The organism is Arthrobacter sp. YAF34, from assembly GCF_052113245.1.
Taxonomy (GTDB): Bacteria; Actinomycetota; Actinomycetes; order Actinomycetales; family Micrococcaceae; genus Arthrobacter.
The window spans coordinates 156,802-183,352 of sequence record NZ_JBFRCV010000012.1 but is presented as its reverse complement, the minus strand read 5'-3'; the positions used below and the strand labels follow the sequence as shown (position 1 = coordinate 183,352).

Annotated in this window: 24 protein-coding genes and 4 tRNA genes; 16 read left to right on the top strand and 12 right to left on the bottom strand. The window is 66.5% G+C overall.

What is annotated here, in order from left to right; translation table 11 throughout:
- Positions 1-16 precede the first annotated feature (16 nt).
- From def to orn, 4 genes are all read right to left on the bottom strand, one after another.
- Entirely contained in the window at positions 17-589 is a 573-nt protein-coding gene (gene def / locus AB4Y72_RS15550) for a peptide deformylase (protein ID WP_441427049.1), read from the bottom strand.
- 40 nt (positions 590-629) lie between these two features.
- On the bottom strand, positions 630-1,784 hold the full coding sequence (locus AB4Y72_RS15545; protein WP_441427048.1) for an acyl-CoA dehydrogenase family protein: 1,155 nt from the start codon (positions 1,782-1,784) through the stop codon (positions 630-632).
- Between the two features lie 137 nt (positions 1,785-1,921).
- Positions 1,922-1,994, bottom strand: a tRNA-His gene (locus AB4Y72_RS15540).
- 131 nt (positions 1,995-2,125) lie between these two features.
- The gene (gene orn / locus AB4Y72_RS15535) at positions 2,126-2,785 is read right to left on the bottom strand and encodes an oligoribonuclease (protein ID WP_441427047.1); all 660 of its coding nucleotides are present in this window, start codon (positions 2,783-2,785) and stop codon (positions 2,126-2,128) included.
- Positions 2,786-2,965: 180 nt separating this feature from the next.
- On the opposite strand from orn, the gene mptB reads away from it, so the two are divergent.
- Positions 2,966-4,561, top strand: coding sequence for a polyprenol phosphomannose-dependent alpha 1,6 mannosyltransferase MptB (gene mptB, locus AB4Y72_RS15530; protein WP_441427046.1), 1,596 nt, complete (start codon positions 2,966-2,968; stop codon positions 4,559-4,561).
- Positions 4,562-4,596: 35 nt separating this feature from the next.
- Positions 4,597-5,364, top strand: a complete 768-nt coding sequence (map, locus tag AB4Y72_RS15525; protein WP_441427045.1) for a type I methionyl aminopeptidase — start codon at positions 4,597-4,599, stop codon at positions 5,362-5,364.
- Between the two features lie 116 nt (positions 5,365-5,480).
- Here map and AB4Y72_RS15520 read toward each other — a convergent pair whose 3' ends face one another.
- Positions 5,481-6,008 carry a LapA family protein gene (locus AB4Y72_RS15520; RefSeq protein WP_441427044.1) on the bottom strand — a complete coding sequence of 176 codons (528 nt, stop codon included), beginning with the start codon at positions 6,006-6,008 and terminating at the stop codon, positions 5,481-5,483.
- 214 nt (positions 6,009-6,222) lie between these two features.
- On the opposite strand from AB4Y72_RS15520, the gene AB4Y72_RS15515 reads away from it, so the two are divergent.
- Positions 6,223-7,239 carry a magnesium and cobalt transport protein CorA gene (locus AB4Y72_RS15515; protein ID WP_441427043.1) on the top strand — a complete coding sequence of 339 codons (1,017 nt, stop codon included), beginning with the start codon at positions 6,223-6,225 and terminating at the stop codon, positions 7,237-7,239.
- A gap of 119 nt (positions 7,240-7,358) precedes the next feature.
- Here the strand turns inward: AB4Y72_RS15515 and AB4Y72_RS15510 are convergent.
- A tRNA-Arg gene (locus tag AB4Y72_RS15510) sits at positions 7,359-7,431 on the bottom strand.
- Between the two features lie 255 nt (positions 7,432-7,686).
- Between AB4Y72_RS15510 and AB4Y72_RS15505 the strand changes: the two genes are divergently transcribed.
- Both AB4Y72_RS15505 and ettA read left to right on the top strand, forming a co-directional pair.
- Positions 7,687-8,277, top strand: coding sequence for a single-stranded DNA-binding protein (locus AB4Y72_RS15505; protein WP_441427042.1), 591 nt, complete (start codon positions 7,687-7,689; stop codon positions 8,275-8,277).
- A gap of 247 nt (positions 8,278-8,524) precedes the next feature.
- The gene (gene ettA, locus AB4Y72_RS15500; protein WP_441427041.1) at positions 8,525-10,207 is read left to right on the top strand and encodes an energy-dependent translational throttle protein EttA; all 1,683 of its coding nucleotides are present in this window, start codon (positions 8,525-8,527) and stop codon (positions 10,205-10,207) included.
- A 149-nt stretch (positions 10,208-10,356) separates the two neighbouring features.
- Here the strand turns inward: ettA and AB4Y72_RS15495 are convergent, their stop codons facing one another.
- Complete coding sequence (locus tag AB4Y72_RS15495; protein WP_441427040.1) at positions 10,357-11,304, bottom strand: acyl-CoA thioesterase; 948 nt, start codon at positions 11,302-11,304, stop codon at positions 10,357-10,359.
- Between the two features lie 125 nt (positions 11,305-11,429).
- Here AB4Y72_RS15495 and AB4Y72_RS15490 point away from each other — a divergent pair, with 125 nt between their 5' ends.
- Entirely contained in the window at positions 11,430-12,089 is a 660-nt protein-coding gene (locus AB4Y72_RS15490; RefSeq protein ID WP_441427039.1) for a hypothetical protein, read from the top strand.
- A 160-nt stretch (positions 12,090-12,249) separates the two neighbouring features.
- Here AB4Y72_RS15490 and AB4Y72_RS15485 read toward each other — a convergent pair whose 3' ends face one another.
- Both AB4Y72_RS15485 and AB4Y72_RS15480 read right to left on the bottom strand, forming a co-directional pair.
- Positions 12,250-12,708: a globin gene (locus tag AB4Y72_RS15485; protein WP_441427038.1), complete on the bottom strand. Its 459-nt coding sequence runs from the start codon at positions 12,706-12,708 to the stop codon at positions 12,250-12,252.
- Positions 12,709-12,712: 4 nt separating this feature from the next.
- On the bottom strand, positions 12,713-13,369 hold the full coding sequence (locus tag AB4Y72_RS15480) for a mechanosensitive ion channel family protein (protein ID WP_441427037.1): 657 nt from the start codon (positions 13,367-13,369) through the stop codon (positions 12,713-12,715).
- A gap of 137 nt (positions 13,370-13,506) precedes the next feature.
- On the opposite strand from AB4Y72_RS15480, the gene AB4Y72_RS15475 reads away from it, so the two are divergent.
- Entirely contained in the window at positions 13,507-14,544 is a 1,038-nt protein-coding gene (locus tag AB4Y72_RS15475) for an NAD-dependent epimerase/dehydratase family protein (protein ID WP_441427072.1), read from the top strand.
- Between the two features lie 5 nt (positions 14,545-14,549).
- Here the strand turns inward: AB4Y72_RS15475 and AB4Y72_RS15470 are convergent, their stop codons facing one another.
- On the bottom strand, positions 14,550-15,035 hold the full coding sequence (locus AB4Y72_RS15470) for an OsmC family protein (RefSeq protein ID WP_441427036.1): 486 nt from the start codon (positions 15,033-15,035) through the stop codon (positions 14,550-14,552).
- A 75-nt stretch (positions 15,036-15,110) separates the two neighbouring features.
- Entirely contained in the window at positions 15,111-17,666 is a 2,556-nt protein-coding gene (gene pepN / locus AB4Y72_RS15465; protein ID WP_441427035.1) for an aminopeptidase N, read from the bottom strand.
- A 304-nt stretch (positions 17,667-17,970) separates the two neighbouring features.
- On the opposite strand from pepN, the gene AB4Y72_RS15460 reads away from it, so the two are divergent.
- The 3 genes from AB4Y72_RS15460 (at position 17,971) to AB4Y72_RS15450 (ending at position 20,574) form a co-directional block, all read left to right on the top strand.
- Entirely contained in the window at positions 17,971-18,972 is a 1,002-nt protein-coding gene (locus AB4Y72_RS15460) for a hypothetical protein (protein WP_441427034.1), read from the top strand.
- Positions 18,973-19,132: 160 nt separating this feature from the next.
- Positions 19,133-19,624 (top strand): ribose-5-phosphate isomerase, encoded by a 492-nt coding sequence (locus AB4Y72_RS15455; RefSeq protein ID WP_441427033.1) that lies wholly within the window; start codon positions 19,133-19,135, stop codon positions 19,622-19,624.
- A complete protein-coding gene (locus AB4Y72_RS15450) occupies positions 19,624-20,574 on the top strand; it encodes an Fpg/Nei family DNA glycosylase (RefSeq protein WP_441427032.1) in 951 nt (316 codons plus the stop codon). The genes AB4Y72_RS15455 and AB4Y72_RS15450 overlap by 1 nt, the downstream gene beginning before the upstream one ends.
- A gap of 90 nt (positions 20,575-20,664) precedes the next feature.
- Here the strand turns inward: AB4Y72_RS15450 and AB4Y72_RS15445 are convergent.
- Positions 20,665-20,738, bottom strand: a tRNA-Gly gene (locus tag AB4Y72_RS15445).
- A 143-nt stretch (positions 20,739-20,881) separates the two neighbouring features.
- Here AB4Y72_RS15445 and AB4Y72_RS15440 point away from each other — a divergent pair.
- The 6 genes from AB4Y72_RS15440 (at position 20,882) to AB4Y72_RS15415 (ending at position 26,200) form a co-directional block, all read left to right on the top strand.
- Positions 20,882-20,956: transfer RNA gene (locus tag AB4Y72_RS15440), tRNA-Pro, on the top strand.
- Between the two features lie 67 nt (positions 20,957-21,023).
- A complete protein-coding gene (gene tig, locus AB4Y72_RS15435; protein WP_441427031.1) occupies positions 21,024-22,412 on the top strand; it encodes a trigger factor in 1,389 nt (462 codons plus the stop codon).
- A gap of 342 nt (positions 22,413-22,754) precedes the next feature.
- Positions 22,755-23,393 (top strand): ATP-dependent Clp protease proteolytic subunit, encoded by a 639-nt coding sequence (locus tag AB4Y72_RS15430; protein WP_441427071.1) that lies wholly within the window; start codon positions 22,755-22,757, stop codon positions 23,391-23,393.
- A 38-nt stretch (positions 23,394-23,431) separates the two neighbouring features.
- Positions 23,432-24,091 (top strand): ATP-dependent Clp protease proteolytic subunit, encoded by a 660-nt coding sequence (locus tag AB4Y72_RS15425; protein ID WP_026266422.1) that lies wholly within the window; start codon positions 23,432-23,434, stop codon positions 24,089-24,091.
- Between the two features lie 131 nt (positions 24,092-24,222).
- On the top strand, positions 24,223-25,512 hold the full coding sequence (gene clpX / locus AB4Y72_RS15420) for an ATP-dependent Clp protease ATP-binding subunit ClpX (RefSeq protein WP_441427030.1): 1,290 nt from the start codon (positions 24,223-24,225) through the stop codon (positions 25,510-25,512).
- Between the two features lie 70 nt (positions 25,513-25,582).
- Positions 25,583-26,200 (top strand): mycothiol-dependent nitroreductase Rv2466c family protein, encoded by a 618-nt coding sequence (locus AB4Y72_RS15415; RefSeq protein WP_441427029.1) that lies wholly within the window; start codon positions 25,583-25,585, stop codon positions 26,198-26,200.
- Positions 26,201-26,551 lie beyond the last annotated feature (351 nt).

The following is a 26,551-nucleotide window of genomic DNA, read 5'->3' as shown; positions in this document are numbered from 1 at the left end:
GGGCACCCGCGCCCGGTTAGTGGCCGAACGGGTCGGGGTCCACGCCCGGCATCCAGGTCAGGCCGGGGACGCCCCAGCCGCTCCGCTTGGCCTGCTTCATCGCCTTGCGCGCATAGCGGTCGATCAGCCGGTCCACGTAGAGCTTGCCGTCGAGGTGGTCGTACTCGTGCTGGATCACCCGGGCAAACCAGCCGGTTGCCTCGAATTCCACCGGCTTCCCGTCGCCGTCGAAGCCCTGCACCCTCGCCCATTCGGCCCGCTTGAGCGGGAACTGGCCGCCGGGGAAGGACAGGCAGCCCTCCTCTTCCTCATCGGGGTCCGGCAGCGCGCCGGAGACCTTGGAGAGGGTCAGAACAGGGTTGACCACAACGCCGGTGGGCGGGGCGCCGTCGTCGTTGTCGTACTTGTACACGAAGAGCCGCTTCCCGACCCCCACCTGGGGGGCGGCCAGCCCGACGCCGTTGGCGGCGTCGTTGGTCTCGAACATGTCGGCAATCAGGGTGCGGAGCTCGTCGTCGAAGATTTCTACTTCTGCGGCGCGGCGGTGCAGCACGGGCTCGCCCCAGATGGTGATGGGCAGGACGGTCATATCAGGAAAGTTCCTCGGATGCTGGTGGAGACGGGGCGGGTCAGCCGGCGATGGTGCGGCCGACGACGTCGCGCATGATTTCGTTGGTGCCGCCGAAGATCGTCAGCAACCGGGCGGCGAGGTAGGCCTGGGCCACCGGGTACTCCATGATGTAGCCGTAGCCGCCGTGCAATTGCAGGCAGCGGTCCGTGACGGACTTGGCCCGCTCGGAGGCCCACAGCTTGGCGCGGGCAGCGCCTGCGGCGTCGAGCTCTCCGGCGTTGAAGGCACGGATGGCCTGGTCCACGTAGGTTTCGGTGACCTCGACCTCCGTGAGGAGGTCGGCGAGTTCAAAGCGGCTGTTCTGGAAGTCGATGATCCGCTCGCCGAAGGCGTTGCGGTCCTTGGTGTAGCGCACGGTTGCCTCGTAGACGGAGCGCACGACGGCGGAGCTGGCCACGGCGATGGCCAGGCGGCCCTGCGGGAGCTGTTCGGCCGCGTACTGCAGACCCTTGCCTTCCTCGCCCACGAGGTCGGCGTGCGGGACGCGGACGTTGTCGAAGAACAGTTCCGCCGTGTCGGAGGCCTTGAGGCCCATCTTGTCCAGCTGCCGGCCGGTGTTGTAGCCCTCGGACTTCTGGACCATGAAGAGCGAGAACGAGTCGTGGTTTCCGCGCCCGGCGCCGCCGTCGGTGCGGGCCAGGACCAGCGACGCGTCACCGGAGATGCCGTTGCCGATGAACGTTTTCTGGCCGCTGATCAGCCAGTCGTCGCCGTCGCGCACGGCCTTGGTGCGGATGCCGCGCAGGTCGGAACCGGCGCCCGGTTCGGTCCAGGCGATCGAGGTTACCTTTTCGCCGGACACCATGCCCGGCAGCCAGCGGGCCTTCAGATCATCGGAGCCGTAGGCGAGCAGGTGGGGGAGGACCATGTCGTCGTGCAGGTGGAAGGCCAGGCCGACGGCGAGGTGGTTGCTCTTGGCGAATTCTTCGTCGAGCACGGCCCGGAAACGGTAGTCGCTCATCCCCATGCCGCCGAACTCCTCCGGCACGGCCAAACCCAGCAGGCCCTGCTCGCCGGCCGCGGACCACAGGTCCCGGGACATCATGTGGTCCTGATCCCACTGGGCGTAATGGGGAGCCACCGCGCGGGCGTTGAACTCGGCGGCCATCTCACGGAACATCTCGTGGTCTTCTTCAAAGAGCTGGCGCTTCATCGCGGTTCCTTCCACGCACGGACAACACTGGACAGCTAACAACGGACAGGCAACAACTGAACAGACAACAAAGGCCGCACCGGATATCCGGTGCGGCCTTTGGAAAAGGTCGGACAATCACTGCCGTCCTTCATGAGGGTGAGCGACGGGGGTTGAACCCGCGACCTCCTGGACCACAACCAGGCGCTCTGCCAACTGAGCTACGCCCACCATGTGCCGAACTTCGCCATCCGGCGAACCGGCGGGCTGGAAAGGCAACGACAAATAGCTTACCTGTTGTTCGGGGGTGGTTTTGCCACTTTTGCGAAATTCGGCAAAATTTCCGCCAAACGTGGCGCAGATTACTTTTTGGCGGGGTCCGTTTCCGCAGGGTCTGTTTCCGCAGGCTCGGCCGCGTCGGCGCCCATGACCCGCTTGGCGATTTTCTGGGCAGCGGCGCTGTCCGGTCCGGGAGCGGGGACGAAGACCGCCTCGCGGTAGTAGCGGAGTTCGTCGATGGAATCCTTGATGTCGCCGAGTGCGCGGTGGCCGCCGAGTTTGGCGGGGGACTGGAAGTAGGCCCGGGCAAACCAGCGCCGGGAGAGCTCCTTGATGGTGCTGACATCGATGACGCGGTAGTGCAGGTGCTCCACGATGTCGGGCATGTCACGGACCAGGAAAACGCGGTCGGTGCCGACGGAGTTGCCGCCGAGCGGGGCCTTCTTGGGCTCCGGCACCCATTTTTTGATGTAGTCGAGCACGGTGGCCTGCGCTTCGGCCATCGTCTTGCCGTTCGGGAGTTCCGCCAGGAGCCCGGAGCGGGTATGCATGTCCCGGACGAAGTCGTTCATCTGGGCCAGCGCGGCGTCGTCGGGCTTGATGACGACGTCGACGCCGTCACCCAGGATGTTCAGTTCCGAATCGGTCACCAGGGCGGCCACCTCGATGAGGGCGTCGTTCTTGGTGTCAAGGCCGGTCATTTCGCAGTCGATCCAGACGATGCGTTCGTTAGTTATAGGCACCCGCCCAGCCTACCGTTCCGACGCCACAGAGCCGTCCGGTGCTAGGATTTCGGGTACGCCCGTCGATGTATTTCGTCAACTTATTTTGTCAACTTATGTCGACAACGACGCGCCCCGGGCCGGATGATGCGGCCGGCTGCGGGCGGAACTGTGACCCACAACAGATTGGACGATTCTGACATGACGGCGCCTGTGCCTGCGGCGGGGGAAACGGCTGCCGGTATCTCCCGCGTGTCTCCGTCCCGCCCTTCCCCGTCCCGCCCTTCCCCTGCGGAGGGGGCTGACGACGTCGACAACGCCCGGTCGCCCATCCTTGCCGGGTTCCTGGGCTCGCTGTTCATGACCATCGGGTCGATCGGAGTCGGCTGGCTCGCCCCGGTGTCCGAGCTCCGCCGCGTGCCGCTGTTCATCTGGATGCGGACCGAAGCCATTGGCGTCGCCTTGTCCATTGTCCTGCTGGCGTTCGGCGGCATGTTGTTGGTCCGCGCCTGGCTGCGGCTCGGCCAGCGGGTCCGGGTCTGGGGAGACGGCGCCCGCAGGGCGACGCTCCAGGCGACGGCGGCGTGGGGCCTGCCGCTGATGTTCTCCGTCCCGCTGTTCAGCCGGGACGTTTACGCCTACATCGGCCAAGGCCGGCTCATGGTGGAGGGCTTCAACCCTTACGAGAACGGCATTTCGGCGCTGTCCAACTACTTCCAGCTGGGCGCGGACAGGATGTGGACCGAGGCTCCCGTCCCGTACGGCCAGCTGTTCCTGTGGATCGAACAGTTCGTGGTCTGGGCCACCCACGTGCACCCGGAAGGCAGCATCATGCTGTTCCGGCTGGCCGCACTGGCGGGAATCGTCCTGTGTGTGATCTACGTGCCCAAGCTGGCCGAACTCCACGGGGTGAACCCGACCAGAGCCTTGTGGCTGACGGCCGCCAACCCGTTGTTCCTTACCAACTTCATCGCCAGCGTGCACAACGACTCGCTGATGATCGGGCTGGCCCTGGCCGGCCTCTATTACTGCGCCACCCGCCGGGTCATCCTCGGAATCGTGCTGGTGACGCTGTCCATCGCGGTCAAACCCATCACCATCGTCTTCCTGCCGTTCATCGGCCTGCTCTGGGCGGGGAAGAACGCGAGCTGGCCGCGCAAGATCCTCTTCTGGGGCCTCACGGCGGGCATCAGCCTGGGCCTGCTGTATCTGATGAGCAGGGTCAACGGCTTCGGCTTTGGCTGGATCAACGGGCTGTCCGCACCGGGCAGCATCTGGATCTGGTACGCGCCCGTCGGCCTGATGGGCCTGATCGTCGCCACCATCGCCAACGCGTTCGGGCTGGACGGCTGGGGTCTCGCCAACTGGGCGTTCAACGCCGGCAAGCTGCTCGCCGTCGGGATCGTCGCCTGGCAGATCTTCCGCGGTGACTATGACCGCCTGATGCGCCGGCTCACCCTGGCGTTCGCCGCCGTCGTGTTGCTGTCTCCGATGATCCAGTCCTGGTACATCGTCTGGCTCATCCCGCTGTTTGCGGTCACCGGCATTCGCGACGACTGGCAAGTCAAGGCGCTCTACTTCATCGTGTCCTTCTTCATGGTCTATGCGATCTCGGACCAGCTCGACGTCTTCCCCTACCTGCAGACCGCAGACCTGGGCCTGGCGCTGGCGCTGGCCCGCAATGCCGCGGCCATTATCGCCTTGCTCTTCGCCCTGTACCTGATCTTCCTGGATCCCAAGACCAAGTTGCTGTTCAGCAAGTCGGACGAGCCGGTGACCACGCGGCCGATCATCTAGGCCGCCAGGTACCGGATTGCTTGGAAGGAAACCCCATGTCCATGATCAAGAGTCCTGAAGAGATCGCCCTGATGCGCGAGGCCGGCCGCGTGGTGGCCAACACCCTCGCCCGGGTCCGGGAGGCCGCCGCCGTTGGCGTCTCGCTCAAGGAACTGGACGAGGTCGCCGCCGCGTCCATCGCCGACGCCGGTGCCACACCGGCGTTCCTGAACTACCGGCCGCGCTGGGCGTCCGTTCCGTTTCCCGGGGTCATCTGCACGTCCGTCAACGACGCCGTCGTGCACGGCATCCCCACCGACTACCGGCTGCGGGACGGGGACCTGCTGAGCGTGGACTGCGGCGCGTTCCTGGCCGGCTGGTGCGGCGATGCCGCCGTCAGTTTCATCGTGGGGACCCCGGACCCGGTGGATCAGGCCCTTATCGACGCCACGGACGCGGCCCTGGCCCGGGGAATCGACGCGGCGAGGATCGGGAACAAGATGGGGGACCTGGCCTATGCGATCGGCGGGGCGGCGCGGCGGGCGGGCTACGGGTTGCTGGCCGACCACGGCGGCCACGGGATCGGCCGGACCATGCACGCCGAGCCGCACGTGCCCAACGACGGCCGGCCGGGCCGCGGGATCAAACTGACCGAGGGCCTGGTCATCGCCATCGAGCCGATGCTGATTCTGGGCCGCCAGGACGACTACTACCACGACGACGACGAATGGACCCTCCGCTCCGCCAACGGGCGCCGTGCCGCGCACAGCGAGCACACCGTAGCCATCACCGCCGACGGGCCGGTCATCCTGACGCTGCCGTGACGGGCCGGCGCTGACCTGAAGGCGCTGGCGGGGGAGAGCACGAAACAACTCCCGGACCACACCTGGCCCAGGCCAGGGTCGTGGGCCGCGGGTCGCGAAGGCCAGCACCCCCGAAGTCAGCGCGTACGCGTGCCCGGGCTGGCCCGTTGGCTGACGCGCTGGCGATGCGCGGCGAGCCGGAGTTGAATGATGCGGGCGGCGCCGGCGATCGCGACCAGCACGCCGCCGCCGACTGCTGCGATGAACAAGGCAATGCCGAGCGGGACCGAGCCTTCGAGGCCGAAGAACTTCACCTGCACGTATTCCTGGTTCTGCAGGATGAAGGCGATGAGCAGGATCAGGACCACCAGTGCGCAGGCAACTGCGGCCCAGACCATTCCGGCGCGGGTGACCTGGCGCGTCTCAGGGGCAGGAGGCGGTGTCTCCGGGGTCTCTGCGCCGGGCGGTTCGGCTTGCGGTGCCGCCGTTGCGCCAGCGGGGGCTCCGGGCACCAGCTCGGTGCCGCCTGCCGGGGCTTCGGCGCTATAGCCGGGCCGGGCGGACTCGGCCTTGGCGACATCGTCCGCCGGATACTGGGTGGGATCCTGAGGTGTCAGGGCGTCGTCGGGATTGCTGGGATCGAATCTGCCGGGTGTCTGGGTCATGGCGGCCGTACCTTTCGGTTGCGGGCTGGCCGCCCGGGTTATCCCGGGCCGCTGGCCTGTCCCCTCAATACTAAGCGTGCTGATGGGTGTCCGGGCGCGCCGGCGGCAGGGCGCGCTGCCGCGACGTGCGGGCCGCGGAGGGGGACTGTTGGCACCGGCCCGGCCACGGTATAACGTCACAGCCAAGGGAAAGCCTTGATGAGGAGGCGCGGCCGTGACAATCATCGACAACGCCGTCTATGTGGACGGTCACCGGACTGCCGATCCGGAAGACCTTGAGGAAACGTATTTTCTCCTTCGGCAGCGCCAGGGCATGGCCTGGATCGGGCTCTACCGGCCGGAGGCTGACGAGCTACGCTCGGTGGCCGAGGAGTTTGACCTGAGCCATCTCGCCGTAGAAGATGCGCTGGCAGGTCACCAGCGGGCGAAGCTCGAGCACTATGGCGAGACGTTGTTCCTGGTGTTGCGGCCCGCCCGGTATCTGGACGAGGTGGAGAAGGTCGAGTTTGGCGAGATCCATGTTTTCGCCGGCCCGGACTTCGTGGTGACGGTCCGGCGGGCCGAGTCACCTGACCTGGCCAGGGTGCGCCGGCGCATGGAGGCCGAGCCGGAGTTCCTGGCGCTCGGCCCTGACGCGGTGCTGTACGCAATTCTGGACCAGGTGGTGGACGAATACGAGCCGGTGGCCGCAGGGCTGGAAAACGACATCGATGAGATCGAAGACGATCTATTCGCCGCCGACCCCGGGGTGTCGCGAAGGATTTATGAACTGTCCCGCCAGGTCATCGGGTTCCAGCGTGCGACGGCTCCCTTGTCCGGAATCCTGCAAACGCTCATGGCCGACGGCCCGGACGGGGTGCCGGACCCTGAACTGCAGGACCATTTCCGCGACGTCCTCGATCACGCCCTCCGGCTCGGGGAGCGCGTTGCGGCCTTCCGTGCCCTGTTGCAAAATGCGCTGGCCGTCAACGCGGCCCTCGTGGCCCAGCGGCAAAATGACGAGATGCGCCTCTTGACGGAGTCAAGCTTCGAGCAGAACGAGCAGGTCAAGCGGATTTCGTCCTGGGCCGCGATCCTGTTCGCCCCGACGTTGATCGCGTCCATCTACGGCATGAATTTCCGCCTCATGCCGGAGCTCGACTGGTTCTACGGCTATCCGATGGCCATCGGGCTCATGATCGGCATGGGCTTGATCTTGTTCCTGGCGTTCAAGCACAACAAGTGGATTTGACGCTCCGGCCATCGGCCGCGCAGGCGGGCGCGGATGTGTGGGCGTGATGTGCGGTGGCGGCCAGGCCCTTGATGGGGCTCTGGGCTGCGGAAGTCCGCAGCCCAGAGCCGCTCTTCTTGTGCCCCAGGAGGGAATCGAACCCCCGACCGGCGGATTAGAAGGCCGCTGCTCTATCCCCTGAGCTACTGGGGCACGCTGGCTGCCCGTCGGCTGCTGCCGGGGGACGCCTCAAAAAGTTTACAGTGCCGGACGGCCGGCGACGCTCACCGCAGGCCCCGGCTTGTCGGTAGCCCGAGTCGCCGCCAACTCTTCCCCAACACCGTCACGTAACCCGGCTGCCGGCGACAGGTTTTCCACATGGCACAGACGGGCCCTCCCCGGCGACCGTCCAGCGCAGGATGCTGGAACTGCCCGCCAGGGCATGACAATTCGAGACAGGACATGGGAATGAGTGACAACATTACGGTCCGCGGCTTCGTGGCCACGGAGATAAGAAGCTCGACCACCCCCGGTGGGGTGGCCACGGCGTCGTTTCGGCTCGGCGCCACCGACCGCCGCTACGACCGCGCGGCAAGCGCCTGGGTGGACGGTAACACCAACTGGTTCACCGTCCAGGGCTACCGGCAACTGGCCGGCAACCTTGGCTGCAGCGTCAAGAAGGGCCAGCGGGTCATCGTCGTTGGCAGGCTGAAGATGCGGAGTTGGGAAAAAGACGGCCGGGTCCACCATGACGTAGAAATCGACGCCGAGTCCGTCGGCCACGACCTCATGTGGGGGTCCGCCAACTTTACGCGCTCGGCGGGAGCCGGGCGCCAGGCGGACGCCGGTACGCGGGCACCGGAGGCGTCCGACCCGGGGGACGGGGCCGGCAACCGTGACGACGGCGGCATGCCGGCGGACGGGGGCGACGGGGATGACGGGGACGCCGCCGGTGGCGGCCATGGAGGCGACGAGCGCCACGCGACGGTCGTCAATGACGAGACCGGGGAGGAAGAGGAGGTCGACCAGGAAACCGGCGAACTGAAGGGGGCCGCCTGAATCCCGCCGCACGCCGGCCCGGCACTCCCGTCGGGCCCGCGATGGGGGTGTCCAGGGCTGAACAGGGATGGGCACGGCCGAAGGCTGAACAGGGCTGAACAGGGCCGAACAGGGCCGTCCGGGACTGGAGCGGGACGATCCAAGAGTGGAGCGGACCGTCCGGCGGCGTCGGCCCGGCGGCAACAACGGGAGAATCCGGGGCCGCCGGAATGTGAGTTATCCCGGCCGAACCACTAGATTTGTAGGCATGGCGGAATTTATCTACACAATGACCAAGGCCCGTAAGGCTGTCGGCGAAAAACTCATCCTCGATGACGTGAGCATGTCCTTCTTCCCGGGGGCCAAGATTGGCGTTGTCGGCCCGAATGGTGCTGGTAAATCAACCATTCTGAAGATCATGGCGGGCCTGGACACTCCTTCTAATGGCGAGGCCCGGCTCAGCCCCGGCTACACGGTGGGCATCCTCCTGCAGGAGCCGCCGCTGAACGAAGACAAGACCGTCCTGGGCAACGTCCAGGAAGGCGTCGGTGAAATCTACGGCAAGATCCAGCGCTTCAACGAGATCTCCGAAGAAATGGCCAGCCCCGATGCTGACTACGATGCCCTCCTCGAGGAAATGGGTCAGCTGCAGGAAGCAATCGACGCGGCCGACGCCTGGGATATCGATTCCCAGCTGGAACAGGCCATGGACGCCCTGCGCTGCCCGCCCGCCGACGCCGACGTTACCCTGCTCTCCGGTGGTGAGCGCCGCCGCGTCGCCCTGTGCAAGCTCCTGCTGCAGAAGCCGGACCTGCTGCTGCTTGACGAGCCCACCAACCACCTCGACGCCGAAAGCGTGTTGTGGCTGGAGCAGCACCTCTCCAGCTACCCCGGCGCCGTCCTCGCCGTCACCCACGACCGGTACTTCCTCGACCACGTGGCCGAGTGGATCGCCGAAGTGGACCGCGGCCACCTGTACCCCTACGAGGGCAACTACTCCACGTACCTGGAGAAGAAGCGCGCCCGCCTGGAAGTCCAGGGCAAGAAGGACGCCAAGCAGGCCAAGCGCCTCACCGAGGAACTCGAGTGGGTCCGCTCCAACGCTAAGGGCCGCCAGACCAAGTCCAAGGCCCGTCTGGCCCGCTACGAGGAAATGGCCGCCGAGGCGGACCGTACCCGCAAGCTCGACTTCGAAGAGATCCAGATCCCGCCGGGACCGCGCCTGGGCGGACTCGTGCTCGAAGCCAAGGACCTTCAGAAGGGCTTCGACGACCGCACGCTGATCGACGGGTTGTCCTTCACCCTGCCCCGCAACGGCATCGTCGGCGTCATCGGCCCCAACGGCGTCGGTAAATCCACGCTGTTCAAGACCATCGTGGGCCTCGAGCCGCTCGATGGCGGCGAACTGAAGATTGGCGATTCCGTCAAGATCTCCTACGCCGACCAGAGCCGAGGCGGCATCGACCCCAACAAGACCCTGTGGGAGGTCGTGTCTGACGGCCTCGACTACATCCAGGTCGGCCACGTCGAAATGCCGTCCCGCGCCTACGTGGCCGCCTTCGGCTTCAAGGGCCCGGACCAGCAGAAGAAGGCCGGGGTGCTCTCCGGCGGTGAGCGCAACCGCCTCAACCTTGCGCTGACCCTCAAACAGGGCGGGAACCTGCTGCTCCTCGACGAACCGACTAACGACCTCGACGTCGAGACCCTCAGCAGCCTCGAAAACGCCCTGCTCGAATTCCCGGGCTGCGCCGTCGTGGTCTCGCACGACCGCTGGTTCCTGGACCGCGTGGCCACCCACATCCTCGCCTACGAAGGCGACGAGGAGAACCCCTCCAAGTGGTACTGGTTCGAGGGCAACTTCGAGTCCTATGAGGAGAACAAGGTGGAGCGCCTGGGCCCGGACGCGGCGAAGCCGCACCGCGTGACGCACCGCCGCCTCACCCGCGACTAATCCCGCGCGGCGCACCAGAGCCACGAAAAAAGCCGGTTCCCCGCAAAGGGGAACCGGCTTTTTTCGTGCACTTGAGTCGATGTTCCCGCCAACCGACGGCCCGGCCCAGTTGTAGTCGGCCTGCCCATCTGGTGTGCCAGGACGCCGGACTAGACGGCCGCCTGCACGGCGCCGTCCACTTTGTTCCCCAGATCGATCGGGACGCGGACCATGCCCTCCTGCGCCACCGTTGCCACGTGCCGGCCGTCCCGGCTGAAGATCCTGCCGGTGGCGAGGCCCCGCGCGCCCTGCGCGCTGGGGGATTCCTGGACGTACAGCAGCCATTCGTCAACCCGCACCGGCCGGTGCCACCACATGGCGTGGTCCAGGCTTGCGACGGACATCCCGGGCGTAATCCAGCTCATCCCGTGCCTGCGGAGGACCGACTCCAGCAGGGTGTAGTCGCTCGCGTATGCCAGTGCGGCCCGGTGCAGGCCGGCGTCATCGGGCATCGGACCGAAGGTCTTCATCCAGACGGCGTTCCTGGCTTCCTTGGGCCCCTTGGCCGAGACGTACAGCGCAGGATCGACATGCCGGATGTCGAACGGCCGCTCGTAGGCCCAGTGCCGGGCCACGGGGTGGTCGAACTTACCCAGCAAATCGGCGGTGCTGGGCAGCGATTCCGGGTCAGGGATGCCTTCCGGGAACTCCGACTGGTGTTCGATCCCTTCGTCCTCGGTCTGGAACGACGCGATCATCGAAAGGATGGGCATGCCCTCCTGATAGGCGTGGACCCGGCGGGCGGAGAAGGACCGGCCGTCGCGCAGGCGCTGCACGCCGAAGGTGATCGGCTGGTTGGCATCGCCCGGCCGGAGGAAATAGCCGTGCATTGAGTGCACGCTGCGGTCCGGATCGACAGTGCGGCTGCCGGCGATCAGGGACTGCGCCAGCACCTGTCCGCCGAAGACACGCTGCCTGGGCTGCTGCTGCGAGGGACCCATGAAAATGTCCTCGTCCGTCCGTGCGCCCTCAAGCTCGCCGAGGTTGAGAAGTTGGATGAGCGAGGAGGTGGGGTCCAGCGGGGGCAGCCCCGGGAGTCCGGCTTCGGCATCAGTCATGGTCTGACTCTAGACGGCCCTGGGACACTGCTCAAAAGGGAAATGGGGACACTGCTCAAAAAGGTGACACTGCTTGAGAAAAGGCGGCGCCGCTGCAAGGAAGCGCAGCCGGTAGAGTCGGTGATGTGTCTGATGTCCTAACCCAGCCCCTGCAGTTCACCGATCCGCGCGACCTCGCCGACCTGCGCACCTTCGCAACGCGCGCCAAGTCCATTGACGACGGCGCCATCCGGCTCCAGGCGGCCGGGCCGGTCCTTGCCGCTTACGTCTGCGTCCTGCGGCCGCGGCTCCTCGGCGAGTCCACGCCCACGATCCTGGGCCTGCGGACCATGGCGCTGGCACGGCCGGCGGACACCGACGTGACGGTGCCGCTGGCCGCGGTGCTGGACCGGTTGGCACGGGCGGGGGAGCACGACGTCGAACTTCCCATCCCGCCGATGACGGTCAGTGAGTCATGGGCCGGGATCGGGGCGCCCCGGGCCGGGTGGGAGCCGCTCGGGCCCCTGCAGGACACTGTCCTCCAGGCCGCCGCCGAGGCCGGCATCCGGGAGATCGCCGCGATCATCCCGGATAAGCCGGGCGCGCTGATCGTCAACAACGCCCGGGCGACTGTCTGGGGCCGGGAGCTGACCGATGCCGGCGGCCTCCCCGCCGGCGCCGCGTTCGCAGCGCTGACCCTGGGCTTCCTGGCCGACGGCGAGCAACGGCTCTACCGCGCCGGGCGTTGGTTCCGTCTCAGCGGTACCCGCGGCCACGTGCTGGTCCGGACCGGTTCGGGGCTCTAGGCACAGGACACCGACGCTGCCCGAAACCTGATCTTGCAACCCGGATACCCGGAAGGGTATTCTCGTGCACAGAAAGACCCCGGAGACATTCCCCCAAGTGCCTCCGGGGTCTTTCCTTGTCAACAGTCTTTCCTTGTCAACGGTCTTTCCTTGTCCGGGCTCACGCCTCCGACGGGCTGTTCACCATGGAGAGGGCTGCCCGCTCCATGTAGTCCCAGAGCGTTCCCTCGTACAGCGGCGGCAGCTCCAGGGCATCCACCGCCTCTCGCATGTGCAGGAGCCAGCGTTCCTTGGCTTCCGGGGTCACCCGGAACGGCATGTGGCGCATCCGCAGCCGGGGGTGCCCGCGCTCCTCGCCGTACGTCGTCGGGCCGCCCCAGTACTGTTCCAGGAACATCAGGAAGCGCCGCTTCGCCGGGCCCAGGTCCTCTTCCGGGTACATGGCGCGCAACAGCGGATCGGTCGCGACGCCGTCGTAGAAAATGTCGATGAGCTTCACGAAGGTTTCGTGGCCGCCGACGGCGTCGTAGAAATTGTCGGTGTAGCCGGGCTGACTGAACGGATCGTTCTGCAGCAGCTGTTTGGGCTGCCGCGGCTCGGCGGCGCTGGGATTCGTCATGGCTCTATTCTCCGGCCTGCTGCTGCGTGGATTCGGCCTCGTTGGCCGGCGGAGCCGAGGGCGCGATGTAGTTGCCCTGGGAACGGTTGCCCACGCGCAGGATTTCGCCGTTGCGCAGGTACCAGATGGTGCCGTTGTCCGCCCGGACCCGGGTGATCCGCAGGTTCATCGACTCGACGACGCCGACTACCTCGGAAGTCTCGATGACGTCGCCGATCCCGTACTGGTCCTCGAGGGTGATGAAGATGCCAGCCAGGAAGTCGCGGATCAGCTGCTGCGCGCCGAAACCGATGGCGATACCGAGGATGCCGACGCTGGTCAGCAGCGGTGCAATGTCCACGTTCAGGTTTTTGAGCACATACATGATGGTGAGGGCGGCCACCAAGACGCCCACCACGCTCCGCAGCAGGGCGCCGATGGTGTTGGCCCGCTGGACCCGGCGCTCGTGGTCCAGTGCCCGCAGTGCGGGCGTCACCCAGCGGAAGTGCCGCTTCTTGAAGAAGGTGCTGCCCTCGGCGACGCGTTTGGTGATCCCGGAGATGATGAATGAGGCCACCAGCCAGACCGCAACGCCGATTCCGATGCTGATCAGGACCCCCGGCAGGTTGATCGCCGAAATTTCCTGCGGAGTGATTGGCTCGACGGTTAGGGTGCTGTACATCGGTAGGGTTTGCTCCTTGCAGTGGGTGGCCGTGTAACTGGTGGTGCACACGGTGCAGTTGTTCAACTCCGTGCCGGCGTTCGCCGGCCGCATAACACTCTGTTGTCCTTCAACATTAGCGCCGTAGCGTGGCACCCATGCGCATCCTGGTCCTCGGCGGTACAGCATTCCTCTCCGCAGAAATAGCCCGGCGGGCTCTCCTTTGCGGGCATGATGTCACCTGCCTGGCCCGGGGAACCCTCTCCGCCCCGCCGGCCGGGGCCACGTGGGTGCGGGCGGACCGCTCGGCGGGGCAGGCCGCCTATGCGCCCGTGGCGGGGGACGGTTCCGACCCGGCCGGATGGGACGCCGTGATTGACGTCTCGCGGGATCCCGCGCAGGCCCGCGAGGCGCTGGAGGCACTCGCGGACACGGCCAGGCACTGGACCGTCGTTTCGAGCTGCTCGGTCTACGCGGACCATTCGGTTCCCGGCGCCGCCGAAGACGCGGACGTACTCCCGCCGCTGGCTCCGGGCACTGAGCTGACAATGGAAAATTACGGCGAAGCCAAGTCCGCGATTGAACAGTGGGCGCTCGGGCTGGCGCGGGACAAGGCCCACGTCTGCCGCGCCGGATTGATCGGCGGCCCGGGGGACGGTTCCGACCGCTATGGGTACTGGCCGGCCCGCTTCGCCCGGGACGATGCTCCCGTCCTGGTCCCGGACATCCCCGCCGATGCCACCCAGATCATCGACGTCCGTGACCTTGCGGCGTGGATAGTTGCCGCGGCGGAGACGCACGTCACGGGCTCGCTGAATGCCGTCGGGGAGACCGTGCCCTTCGCCGCCTACCTGGAGGAATCGCGACAGCTCGCCGACGCCGACTCAGAGATAGTTGTCGTCCCGGAGGACTGGCTCGCGTCCCACGGCGTGAACTACTGGGCCGGTCCCGATTCGCTGCCGTTATGGCTGCCGCCGGGCCATGAAGGCTTCGCGACCCGCAGCAATGACGCTGCCAGGGCCGCCGGGTTGCGCATCCGGCCCTGGATGGACACGCTGCGGGACACTCTGGCGGATGAGCGCCGCCGCGGACTCGGCCGCGAACGCAAGGCCGGGATGAGCCCGGAGACGGAACGCCGGATCGTGGCCGCGCACAGGGCAGAGGCCTCGGCGGCCCCGGCTGACCGGCCCGGCTGACCTGTTCAGTCCGTCTGGCCCTGCACCACGGCCGTGGGCTCGTGCAGCACCGGGAAGTTGACGCTGCGGGCGATGAAACAGACCTTGTTGGCCTCGGCGTGGAGCTCCTCGAGGAGAGCCGGGTCGGCCGCTTCCGCGACCGTCACGCGGGGCTTGAGCGTGACGGCTTCGAATTGCCCGCTGCCGTCCCGGTTGGTCCGCATCAGGCCCTCGGCGCGGTCTTCATAGCCCGTCACCACCACGCCGTGCTTCACGGCCACGTGCAGGAAGGAGAGCATGTGGCACTGCGAGAGCGCGGCAAGGAGCAGCTGCTCGGGGTTGTAGCGCTGGCGGTGCCCGTGGAAGGTCGGATCGGCGGAGCCGCGCAGCACCGGCAGGCCGGGGATCTCGATGTCGTGGTCGCGTGAATAACCGCGGTACGAGGACGTCCCGGCCCCAAGGTTCCCGGTCCAGCGGACGGTCAGCGCGTAGCGGTGTTCATCAAGGCTCATGCGGTCAGTCTAGAACGGCGGAACCCCGGCGCCGCACGGGGCGGGACCGGGGTTCCAGGATGGCCGGGGCTCGTCCTAGCCGACGTCGGCCTGGCGGGCCCGCAAGGCGCGGGCAACGCCGTCGCGGTTTTCCAGCATCATCCGGCGCAGCGCGGCACTGTCCTCCGGCAGCGCGGCCAGGAACTCGTCCGTCCGGTCCACGGTGGCCTGCGTGGTCAGCTGGGCCGGGTAGAGTCCGACGACGATCTGCGAGGCCAGCGCATGGGTGCGGTCGGCCACGATGCCGGGGACGGCCTCGAAGTACTTCTCGGCGTACGGTTCGAGCAGGGACGTATCCAGCACCCGGGTGAAGCCGGCCACCGCGGAGCCCTGCAGGGCGTTGGACAGCTCGCCCTTGACCACGATGGATTCCCAGGCCTCGGCCTTGGCCTCCGGCGTGGGGATGGCCGCCTTCGCGAGGGCCGCCGCGTTCTGGCCGTTGGAGGTGTTGTCGTGCGCCAGCTCCTCGTCGATCCGCTCTTGTCCTGCGCGCCCGCCCGCCACCAGGGATGTCAGCAGCTCCCAGCGCAGGTCCTGGTCAACGCTCAGCCCGTCGAGGGTGAGCGAGCCGTCCAGCAGCCCGGACACCGTGTCCAGCTGCCCGGTGCTGCGGGCCAGCAGGGCGTAGGACTTCACGAACTGCAGCTGGGCGTCGGAACCGGCGGCAACGGCCGAGGCGAGGCCCCAGAGCTTGTCCGCCGCGGCGACGGCGGTGGCTTCCTGGTGCTCCTCGGCCACGTAGAAGGTCAGCGTGGTGGCGAGCTGGCGGAGCTGGACCAGGATCACGGAGGAATCGGATTCCTCGGCGATGTTGGCCAGGATCAGGTCCACGTAGCCGCGCGCCGGGGTTTCGCCGTCGCGCGCCGCATCCCACGCCGAGCCCCACACGAGGGTCCGGGGGAGGCTCTGGCTGAAGTCCTTCAGGTGGGCCGTGGCGGTGGCGAGGGACTTCGGGTCCAGCCGGACCTTGGCGTAGGCGAGGTCGTCGTCGTTGAGCAGGACCAGATCGGGCCGGGCGAGGCCCACCAGGGCCGGAACCACAGTGCGCTCGCCGTCGACGTCGAGCTCCTCGCGGTGCACGCGCTCCAGCTGGCCGGCGCCGTTGAGGTTGTAGAACCCGACGGCGAGGCGGTGCGGACGCAGCGTCGGCTGGCTCTCGATCGCCGACTGGACGATGGCGAACGATCCGATGGTGCCGTCAGCATTCGCGGAGATCTCCGGGGTCAGGGTGTTGACGCCGGCGGTCTCCAGCCAGAGCTGCCCCCATCTTTCGAGGTCGCGGCCGCTGGCCTTCTCGAGTTCGGCCATGAGGTCGCTGAGTTCGGTGTTCTGCCAGGCGTGCTTGCTGAAATACTCGCGCACGCCGGACATGAATTCTTCCGGCCCCACCCAGGCGACCAGCTGGCGCAGCACCGAGGCGCCCTTGGCATAGGTGATGCCGTCGAAGTTCACCTCGACGTCCTGGAGGTCGTTGATCTCGGCGAAGATCGGGTGCGTGGTGGGCAGCTGGTCCTGCCGGTAGGCCCAGGACTTCTCCACGGAGGCGAACGTGGTCCAGGCGTGGTCAAACTCCGTGTTCTCCACGGCGGCGAGGTGGGACATGTACTCGGCGAAGGACTCGTTGAGCCAGAGATCGTTCCACCAGCGCATGGTCACGAGGTCGCCGAACCACATGTGGGCGAGCTCGTGCAGCACCGTGATGGCGCGCCGTTCGACCTGGGCGTCGGTGACCTTGCCGCGGAAGACGTAGCCCTCCAGGATGGTGACCGCCCCGGCGTTCTCCATGGCTCCGGCGTTGAACTCCGGCACGAAGAGCTGATCGTACTTCTCGAACGGGTACGGGCAGCCGAACTGGGCCTCGAAGAACTCGAAGCCCTGCCGGGTGAGTTCGAAGATGTTGTCCGCATCGAGGTACTGCATGAGCGACTTGCGGGCGAAAATGCCCAGCGGGGTGACCTTGCCCTCCGCCGACGTGACCTCGCTGCGGACCGACTGGTACGGGCCGGCGATCAGCGCCGTGACATAGGAAGAGAGCCGCGGCGTGGGGGTGAACTCCCAGACGGAGCGGGCGCCGCCGTCCTGGCCGGGGATGGTTTCCACCGGCACCGGCGTGGGGGAATTGGAGACGACGTCCCAGTGCGACGGCGCCGTGACGGTAAACGTGAAGCTGGCCTTGAGGTCGGGCTGCTCGAAGACGGCGAACATGCGCCGCGAGTCCGGAACCTCGAACTGCGTGTACAGGTAGACCTCGTTGTCCACCGGATCCACGAATCGGTGCAGGCCTTCGCCGGTGTTCATGTACGGGGCGTCGGCGACGACGAGGAGGTGGTTCTCGGCCTCCAGGTCCGGAAGCTGGATCCGGATCCCGTCGGAGACCACAGCCGGATCAAGCTCGCGGCCGTTGAGGCTCACGCTGTGCACGGTGTGGGTCACGGCGTCGATGAAGGTCGACGACCCCGGCTTGGCTCGGAATTTCACGGCCGTGGTGGAGCCGAAGACTTTCTCGCCGCGGGTCAGGTCCAGGCTGACCTCGTAGGAATCGACGTCGATCAGGCCGGCGCGCTCGCGGGCTTCGGAGCGGGTCAGGTTCATACCGGGCAAAGGGACCTCCAGAAGAAGTTGGATACTGCCGGCCGGCCGCAGCCGCCGGCGATACTGTGAAACCATTCTTTCACGCCACCGCCCCCTGGCAAGATAGCCCGGTCACAAAGTCTTTCCCGGGTGCTTTCCGGACGTCCGCCAGCACTCTCTCCACCGATTTGCCGCAGATGGCCGCTATGGCACCCCTTTAGCGGCCAGTCGTGTCAAGTGAGCGCGCTGTGGGGCGGGCATCGGCCTCCTGACCTGCGCACACGTCCGCGGATCCCGCCAGGTCCAGCCGGGGTAGCGTTGGATCATGGGAAAGTTCAGGGACTCAGTCGATGCCAGGGCGCTGCGCTTCGCCATCGGATTCCCCTTGATGCTGGCTGCCGGATTCGTGGTGTGCGCCTTTCTGGTCCGGCCGGAGCTGCCCGAGCCGCTGGCGGTCCGCTGGACCGACGCCGGTGCCGCAGACTTCGCGCCGTTCGCCGCCGTCACGGGTGCGGGCGCCGCGCTGATCGTGGTGGTCGGCTGGGCCGTGCTGCTCCAAGCCGTGCCGCTGTCCCGTCCGGCGATGATGCGCCGCATCATGATGGGCGCCGGTTTCGCCATGAGCCTGTTCATCACCACGGTCCTCGCCGCCGTACTCGTGGGTCAAATGGGACTCACCGATGCGCGCGGATCCCACGTGGACGCCTCGGTCCTGGCACTCGGAAGCGGCGCGGCCGTCGGCCTGGGCTTCGTCATGGGCTTCGTTTTCAAGGCCGACGAACGCTGGTCCGTCGATGACGACCTGGCCGCGCGGCAGGCCCTCGCGCGCGAACGGGACCCGGAACTGGCCCGGGACAGCGTCAGCCTCTGGGTCCATGCCCGCAGTTCGATCTTCGTCATGCTCGGCATTGCGACGCTTCTGCCCGCCGCCCTCCTCACCATTGCGGTGCCCTGGCTGGCCGCGCTCCTGGTGGCTGTGGCATTGGTGGCTGCGGCGTTCCTGTTCGCACGGATCCGGGTTGACCGCAGCGGGCTGCGGGTCTTCGCGGCCGGAATCATCCGGGTCATGGACGTTCCGGCCGCGGCCATCGAGGCGGCCACGCCACGGGACGTCCGGGCGGCGGACTACGGCGGGTGGGGGTTCCGGATCCACGGCGACACCACCGCGCTGCTGGTCAGCAGCGGTCCCGCGGTGGTCATTGACCGCGCGGACGGCAGACGGCTGGCCGTGAGCGGCGGAACCGCAGTCTCGGCGGACAACCTCTCCCGGACCCTTTCCAGGGTGGCAGCCAGGGCCCGGCGGAACGGCGAGGCCCCAGGCGCGTGACACGGCCGCGTGACACGACCACGTAACACGGCCACACAATCCGCGGGGCGGCGCCGGCGTGCCCGTGCGGCTCCTTCCCGGCAGGGCCGGCCTAGTAGGCTTGGACCAGCCCCCAACCGCTCCCGGCCGCCGCCTGGCGCCGCAACTGAACGGACCCGCCGTGACCCTTTCTGACTTCCCGCGCGTGCACATTGCCACCGACCACGCCGGAATGGAGCTCAGCGCCCACCTCGTCAGCCACCTCAGCGCGAAGGGCTACGAGGTGGTGGACCACGGGCCCGAGGTCTACGACGCCCTGGATGACTACCCGTCGTTCTGCATCAACGCCGCCCTCGCTGTCGTCGCCGACCAGGAAGCCGGCACCCACGCCCTGGGCATCGTGCTCGGCGGCTCCGGCAACGGCGAGCAGATTGCCGCGAACAAGGTCAAGGGCGTCCGCGCCGCCCTGGCTTGGAACCTGTCCACGGCCCGGCTCGCCCGCGAACACAACGACGCCAACGTCGTGGCCGTCGGCGGCCGCCAGCACAGCGTGGACGAGGCCACCGCCATCATCGAGGCCTTCCTGGCGGAGCCCTTCAGCAACGACGAACGCCACGTCCGCCGGATCGGCAAGATCGCCACCTACGAGCGCACCGGCGAAGTTGTGCAGTAGTGCCTGAGGGGCACTCCGTCCACCGGCTGGCGCGCCAGTTCGGTGACGTCTTCGAGGGGGAGAGGCTGAAAGTCTCGAGCCCGCAGGGGCGGTTCGCGCCCGGTGCCGCCCTGTTGGACGGCCACGTCATGACGGCCGCGACCGCGCACGGGAAGCATCTGTTCCTCGAATTCGAGCACGGCCCGGTCCTGCACGTGCACCTGGGGCTCTACGGCGCCTGGAACTTCGGCGGGGACGCCACCTTCCGCGGTGCGTCCAGCATCGGCGCGCCCCGGAAGGTGGGGGAGCGGGAGGTCTACGACGACGGCGCTGCGGGGATGCCCGCGGGTGAGCCTGCCGCCGACCTCCCCGCACCGCCGGCTGCAGCCGCTGCTGCATACACGGGCCCCCCGGCACCGGTGGGCGCTGTCCGCGTCCGGCTGGTGGGTGCGCACGGCTGGGCGGATCTGCGCGGCGCCACCACCTGCGCGGCGATCACCGGGGCTGAGGCGGCGGCCGTCCTGACCCGTCTGGGCCCGGACCCGCTGCGGAACCTGCCCGGTGACCGGGATGCCTTCGCCGCCACGCTGGCGGGAAAACGCACGCCCGTGGCGTCCCTGCTCATGGACCAGAAGGTGATTGCCGGCGTCGGGAACGTCTACCGCGCTGAACTGTTGTTCAGGCAGCGGCTGAACCCCTGGCTCCCGGGGTCCGGTCTTTCGGCGGAGGCGGCCCGCCTGCTCTGGGACGACGCCGCGGCCATGATGTCCGACGGCGTCCGGGACGGCCGGATCATTACGACGCCGCCGCAGTATTGGGACGGGGTCCCCGGCATGCTCCCGGATCCCGAGGAAGCGCACTTCGTCTACCGCAGGCACGGCCTGGACTGCCGGGAGTGCGGCACCCCTGTGGCACTCACGGAGCTGGGGGCGCGGAAGCTGTACTGGTGCCCGCAATGCCAGCAGGCCTGAGCCGGCGCATCCGGGACCAGCTGACAAAGTGACGAAGAAGTGACAGGGCACAAAAAAGCCCCTCCGGAGAGGGGCCGTTTTCGTCATATTTGGAGGGGACGACGGGAATCGAACCCGCGTAATCAGTTTGGAAGACTGAGGCTTTACCATTAAGCTACGTCCCCGGATGATGCTGAATTTCCAGCTTGGATTTCCAGCAAAACTTCCGGGCGGCTGTTCAAGCCGGATACAACTAAACCTAATGCAGGGCCCCGGTGTCAAATGTGCAAATCAGCACAGTATGACCGTAGACTGTTCTGTGCACTTACGGGGTGTAGCTCAGCTTGGCTAGAGCGCCTGCTTTGGGAGCAGGAAGTCGCAGGTTCAAATCCTGTCACCCCGACTCTGCAAGCACTGCCAGCACGTGGCAATGCAGAACCCTATCCCCCCACACCAGGAGTACTTAGACTGTGAAGAGCGCTGTCGAGAACCTCACCCCCACGCGGGTCAAGCTCAATGTTGAGGTCCCCTTTGAGGAATTGAAGCCCAGCATCGCAGAGGCATACAAGACTGTTGCTTCGCAGATCCAGGTCCCCGGTTTCCGCAAGGGCAAGGTCCCCTCCAAGCTCATTGACCAGCGCGTTGGCCGCGGATACGTCCTGGAGACGGCCATCAACGAAGGCCTCAACGGCTGGTACCAGGCCGCCGTACAGGAAACCGGCATCCGCCCGCTGAGCCGTCCCGAGGTTGAAATCACCGAGGTTCCGGACCCGTCCGCCACCGATGGTGAACTCAAGTTCCACGCCGAGGTTGACATCCGCCCCGAGATCGAACTGCCCGACTACGCCGGCATCAAGGTCGAGGTTGCCGCCGCCGAGTCTTCGGACGCCGACGTCGACAAGGCCCTGGACGAGCTCCGCGGCCGCTTCGGCACCCTGAAGTCCGTCGACCGCCCGGCTGCCGACAAGGATTTCCTGACGATCGACATCGCTGCCTCGATCGACGGCGCCGAGGTTGACTCCGCAGCCGGCCTGTCCTACCAGGTAGGCGCCGGAACCATGCTCGAAGGCCTCGACGAGGCCGTGACCGGCCTGAGCGCCGACGAGGACGCCATCTTCGACACCACCCTGGTGGGCGGCGACCACGCCGGCGAGTCCGCTCAGGTCAAGGTTACCGTCAAGGCCGTCAAGGAGCGCGAGCTCCCCGTCGCCGACGACGACTTCGCCCAGCTTGCCAGCGAATTCGACACCCTGGCCGAACTCCGTGAGGACCTGGCCAAGCAGGCCGCCGAGTCCAAGGTTGTAGAGCAGGGCGTCGAGGCCCGTGACAAGGTCCTGGACAAGCTCGTTGAGCTCGTCGCGGTCCCCGTCCCGGAATCGATCGTCGAAGAGCAGCTGGAACAGCACTTCAGCGCCGAAAACGCCCACGGTGAAGGCGAGCACGACACCGAGGAGCACCGAGCCGAGGTCAAGGCCAACACCGAGCGCGCCTTCCAGAACGAGATCATCCTCGACGCCATCGCGGAGAAGGAAGAAGTCAACGTCAGCCAGAACGAGCTGATTGACTACATCGTCACCACCGCCAGCCAGTACGGCATGGACCCGAACCAGTTCGCCCAGATCATCGATCAGAGCGGCCAGGTCCCCATGATGGTTTCCGAGGTCCGCCGCCGCAAGGCGCTGGCCGTTGTCTTGGGCCAGGCCGAGGTCACCGACTCCGAGGGCAACAAGGTTGACCTGAGCGAGTTCGTCCGCCCCGGCGACGAGGCCGCCCCGGCCGCTGAGTCCGCTGAGGAAGAAACAGCCGCAGAAGCTGCCGAGGCCACGCCGAGCGATGACCCCGCAGCAGTCAAGTTCTAACAGCAGTGAAGTTCTAACAGCAGTGAAGTTCTAGCAGTCCCTGAGGCCTAGAACAGTCGGCCCCCGGATCACCGATCCGGGGGCCGAGCGTTTTAAGCCTGTGCGTGCGCCCGTTACCTGCTCACACGGTCTCTCCGGGGCCGGGTACGCCGCTCCTCCGGGACCCGGCGTGGCGGGCTCCCGGCAATCGTGCGCCGTCAGCGAACAGCCCGGCGCCAGCGAACAAAGCGGACGTGAAAACGGTTAGTGTCGCTGTAGGAAAGTTCAGTGATGTCGTCCAATGGCGTCACCGTCGCCAGCGAGAGGTAAGTACATATGTCACAGCAAGCAGGGGCACCCCGGATGGCCACGGTCGATCCGGCAGCCCAGGATAACTACATTTACAACCGCCTGCTGAAAGAGCGCATCATCTGGCTCGGCTCCGAGGTCCGCGACGATAACGCCAACGCGATCTGCTCCCAGCTGCTGCTGCTCTCGGCGGAGAACCCTGAAAGGGACATCTACCTTTACATCAACTCGCCCGGCGGCTCCGTTACCGCGGGCATGGCCATCTACGACACCATGCAGTTCATCCCGAACGATGTTGTCACGGTGGCCACCGGCCTCGCCGCGTCCATGGGCCAGTTCCTGCTCTCCTCCGGCACCAAGGGCAAGCGCTATGCGACCCCCAACGCCCGCATCCTCATGCACCAGCCCTCCGGCGGCATCGGCGGCACGGCCTCGGACATCAAGATCCAGGCCGAGCTGATTCTGCACATGAAGAAGGTGATGGCCGAACTGACCGCCGACCAGACCGGCCAGAGCGTGGAGACCATCCTCAAGGACAACGACCGCGACAAGTGGTTCACGGCCCCGGAAGCCTTGGAATACGGCTTCTTCGACAAGATCGCGGCGCACGCCGGATCCGTGGCCGGCGGCGGCGGAACCAACGCCAACGGCTCGGGCAACGGCGGCGGCGCTGCGACCGCCACCGAGAACTGACCGGCACGTAGACAGCAATGAATTCAGGAGCAATGAACATGAACTACAACTTCGGTTCGACTGCCGGTAACCTGCCGAGCAGCCGCTACGTGCTGCCCCAGTTCGAAGAGCGCACCCCCTACGGCTTCAAGCGCCAGGACCCGTACACCAAGCTGTTCGAGGACCGCATCATCTTCCTCGGCGTCCAGGTCGACGACGCCTCGGCGGACGACGTGATGGCCCAGCTGCTGGTGCTCGAGTCCACCGACCCGGACCGCGACATCACGCTCTACATCAATTCCCCGGGCGGCTCCTTCACCGCCATGACCGCGATCTACGACACCATGACGTACATCCGGCCGGAGATCCAGACCGTCTGCCTCGGTCAGGCGGCCAGCGCCGCGGCCGTGCTGCTGGCGGCCGGCACGCCGGGCAAGCGCCTTGCGTTGCCGAACGCCCGTGTGCTGATCCACCAGCCTTCACTGTCGGGCGGACAGGGCGGGCAGGCCTCGGACCTGGAGATCCAGGCCGCCGAGGTGATGCGCATGCGGTCATGGCTCGAGGACACGCTGGCCAAGCATTCCGGCCGGACGCCGGAGCAGGTCAACAACGACATCGAGCGTGACAAGATCCTCACGGCCGCCGAGGCCATGCAGTACGGACTCATCGACCAGGTCCTGGATTCCCGCAAGATCAAGCCCCAGGCAATCGCGCGCTAATCAGCAATTCGCGACGCCGGTGCGGCATTTTTACTTGGCCGCACCGGCGTCCGCTTTCCACCCAACAGGGTCAAAGTGACCTAGAGTGGAACATGTCACAGCCAGCAGCAAGCTACTAAAGGGGTTCACACATGGCTCGGATTGGCGAGAGTACGGATCTGCTGAAGTGTTCTTTCTGCGGAAAGAGCCAGAAGCAGGTTCGCAAGCTCATTGCCGGGCCCGGCGTCTACATCTGCGATGAGTGCATCGAACTCTGCAACGAGATCATCGAAGAGGAACTCGCGGAAGTAGCCGACCTGGGCAGTTTCGAACTGCCCAAGCCCCGCGAAATCTTTGATTTCCTGCAGGAATATGTGATCGGCCAGGAACCCGCAAAGCGATCCCTCGCGGTCGCGGTGTACAACCACTACAAGCGGATCCAGGCAGGCCACGCGCCGAAGAGCGGCAGCCTCGCCGACGGCGTGCACCACGACGACGTCGAGATCGCCAAATCGAACATCCTGCTGATTGGTCCCACCGGCTGCGGCAAGACGTACCTGGCCCAGACCCTGGCCCGCCGCCTCAACGTCCCGTTCGCGGTGGCCGACGCCACCGCCTTGACCGAGGCAGGCTACGTCGGTGAGGACGTCGAGAACATCCTCCTCAAGCTCATCCAGGCCGCCGACTATGACGTCAAGAAGGCCGAGCAGGGCATCATCTACATCGATGAAATCGACAAGATCTCCCGCAAGAGCGAAAACCCGTCCATCACCCGGGACGTCTCGGGCGAGGGCGTCCAGCAGGCGCTCCTGAAAATCCTCGAGGGCACTGTCGCCTCGGTCCCGCCGCAAGGCGGACGCAAGCACCCGCACCAGGAATTCATCCAGATCGACACCACCAACGTGCTGTTCATCGTGGCCGGCGCCTTCGCGGGGCTCGAGGACATCATCGGTTCCCGTTCCGGACGCAAGGGCATCGGCTTCGGCGCCCCGCTGAACGAGATCAAGAACACCACGGATTCCTACGGCGAGGTCATGCCGGAGGACCTGCTCAAGTTCGGCCTGATCCCGGAATTCATCGGCCGGCTGCCCGTCATCACGACCGTCTCGAACCTGGACCGTGCGGCGCTCATCCAGATTCTGTCCACGCCGAAGAATGCCCTCGTCAAGCAGTACCAGAAGATGTTCCAGCTCGACGGCGTGGAGCTGCTCTTCGACGAAGAGGCGCTGAACACCATCGCCGACCAGGCGCTGGAACGCGGCACAGGCGCCCGCGGCCTCCGGGCCATCATGGAGGAAGTGCTCCTCCCGGTGATGTTCGACCTTCCCAGCCGCGATGACATCGCCAGCGTCGTCATCACGGCCGACGTGGTCACCAAGAAGGCGGCCCCCACCATGATCGCCCACGACGTCGTGGCCAAGCGCCGGAATAAATCCGCCTAATTCATCGCTAGACACTGATGGCGCGCCACGAGTGTGCCATGCCCCAACAGACTTCCTGAGGAGACCACCTGTGTCTGAAACTGCCCCCAACAAGGCCGATTTCTGGTTCGACCCGATGTGCCCCTTTGCCTGGGTCACCTCCCGCTGGATCGGCGAAGTGGAAGAAGTCCGCGACATCAAGACCGAATGGCACGTGATGAGCCTCGCCGTGCTGAATGAAGGCCGCGAGGAGCTCCCCGAGCAGTACAAGGAGTTCCTGAAGAAGGCGTGGGCCCCGGTCCGCGTCATCACGGCCGCGGCCGAGCAGCACGGTGCCGAATACATCAAGCCGCTCTACGACGCCATGGGCACCAAGATCCACAACGAAGGCATCCAGGATATCGACCAGGTCATCGCCAAATCGCTGGCCGAGGCCGGGCTTCCGGCCGGGCTTGCCGCGGCAGGACAGTCGGAGGAATTCGACGCGCAGCTGCGCACCAGCCACGAGGCCGGCATCTCCCTGGTCGGCCAGGACGTCGGTACGCCCGTGGTCGCGTTCAACGGCACGGCCTTCTTCGGTCCGGTCCTGACGCGCATCCCGCGCGGCGAGGAAGCCGGACGCATCTGGGACGCCACCGTGACGCTGGCATCCTTCCCGTACTTCTTTGAAATCAAGCGCAGCCGGACCGAAGGGCCCGTCTTCGACTAGGCCTCCGGGCCCCGCGCCGGGCACCCGGTTCGGCCCACCGAGAGCCCCGGAAGAACTACTCCCATGTAGTTCTTCCGGGGCTCTTGTGCATGCCGAACAGGAGGACGAGAATTGAACTTACCCACTTCGAAAGAGGCGGGACGCAGGAACCAAAGATTCAGTGACACTCATCCGACGCAGCCTTCGGCAAAGTCAGATGATGGCTACCAGTGACGAGGTAGGAAGACCTGGACATCTGAGGATCCCGCCAGATTGTCTAAGACGTCACGTGACAATCGAAAAGTCGAAGCCCCACCAACGGCTAACGCTGATGGGGCTTCCCCTTTGCCCAAAAACTGGTCAGGGTGTGGC

What these genes read in the sequence shown, in the direction of transcription:
- def (WP_441427049.1), bottom strand. Translation starts at nt 589, where the DNA reads ATGACCGTCCTGCCCATCACCATCTGGGGCGAGCCCGTGCTGCACCGC.
- AB4Y72_RS15545 (WP_441427048.1), bottom strand. Translation starts at nt 1,784, where the DNA reads ATGAAGCGCCAGCTCTTTGAAGAAGACCACGAGATGTTCCGTGAGATG.
- mptB (WP_441427046.1), top strand. Translation starts at nt 2,966, where the DNA reads ATGACGGCGCCTGTGCCTGCGGCGGGGGAAACGGCTGCCGGTATCTCC.
- map (WP_441427045.1), top strand. Translation starts at nt 4,597, where the DNA reads ATGTCCATGATCAAGAGTCCTGAAGAGATCGCCCTGATGCGCGAGGCC.
- AB4Y72_RS15520 (WP_441427044.1), bottom strand. Translation starts at nt 6,008, where the DNA reads ATGACCCAGACACCCGGCAGATTCGATCCCAGCAATCCCGACGACGCC.
- AB4Y72_RS15505 (WP_441427042.1), top strand. Translation starts at nt 7,687, where the DNA reads ATGAGTGACAACATTACGGTCCGCGGCTTCGTGGCCACGGAGATAAGA.
- ettA (WP_441427041.1), top strand. Translation starts at nt 8,525, where the DNA reads ATGGCGGAATTTATCTACACAATGACCAAGGCCCGTAAGGCTGTCGGC.
- AB4Y72_RS15495 (WP_441427040.1), bottom strand. Translation starts at nt 11,304, where the DNA reads ATGACTGATGCCGAAGCCGGACTCCCGGGGCTGCCCCCGCTGGACCCC.
- AB4Y72_RS15485 (WP_441427038.1), bottom strand. Translation starts at nt 12,708, where the DNA reads ATGACGAATCCCAGCGCCGCCGAGCCGCGGCAGCCCAAACAGCTGCTG.
- AB4Y72_RS15480 (WP_441427037.1), bottom strand. Translation starts at nt 13,369, where the DNA reads ATGTACAGCACCCTAACCGTCGAGCCAATCACTCCGCAGGAAATTTCG.
- AB4Y72_RS15475 (WP_441427072.1), top strand. Translation starts at nt 13,507, where the DNA reads ATGCGCATCCTGGTCCTCGGCGGTACAGCATTCCTCTCCGCAGAAATA.
- AB4Y72_RS15470 (WP_441427036.1), bottom strand. Translation starts at nt 15,035, where the DNA reads ATGAGCCTTGATGAACACCGCTACGCGCTGACCGTCCGCTGGACCGGG.
- pepN (WP_441427035.1), bottom strand. Translation starts at nt 17,666, where the DNA reads ATGAACCTGACCCGCTCCGAAGCCCGCGAGCGCGCCGGCCTGATCGAC.
- AB4Y72_RS15460 (WP_441427034.1), top strand. Translation starts at nt 17,971, where the DNA reads ATGGGAAAGTTCAGGGACTCAGTCGATGCCAGGGCGCTGCGCTTCGCC.
- AB4Y72_RS15430 (WP_441427071.1), top strand. Translation starts at nt 22,755, where the DNA reads ATGGCCACGGTCGATCCGGCAGCCCAGGATAACTACATTTACAACCGC.
- AB4Y72_RS15425 (WP_026266422.1), top strand. Translation starts at nt 23,432, where the DNA reads ATGAACTACAACTTCGGTTCGACTGCCGGTAACCTGCCGAGCAGCCGC.
- clpX (WP_441427030.1), top strand. Translation starts at nt 24,223, where the DNA reads ATGGCTCGGATTGGCGAGAGTACGGATCTGCTGAAGTGTTCTTTCTGC.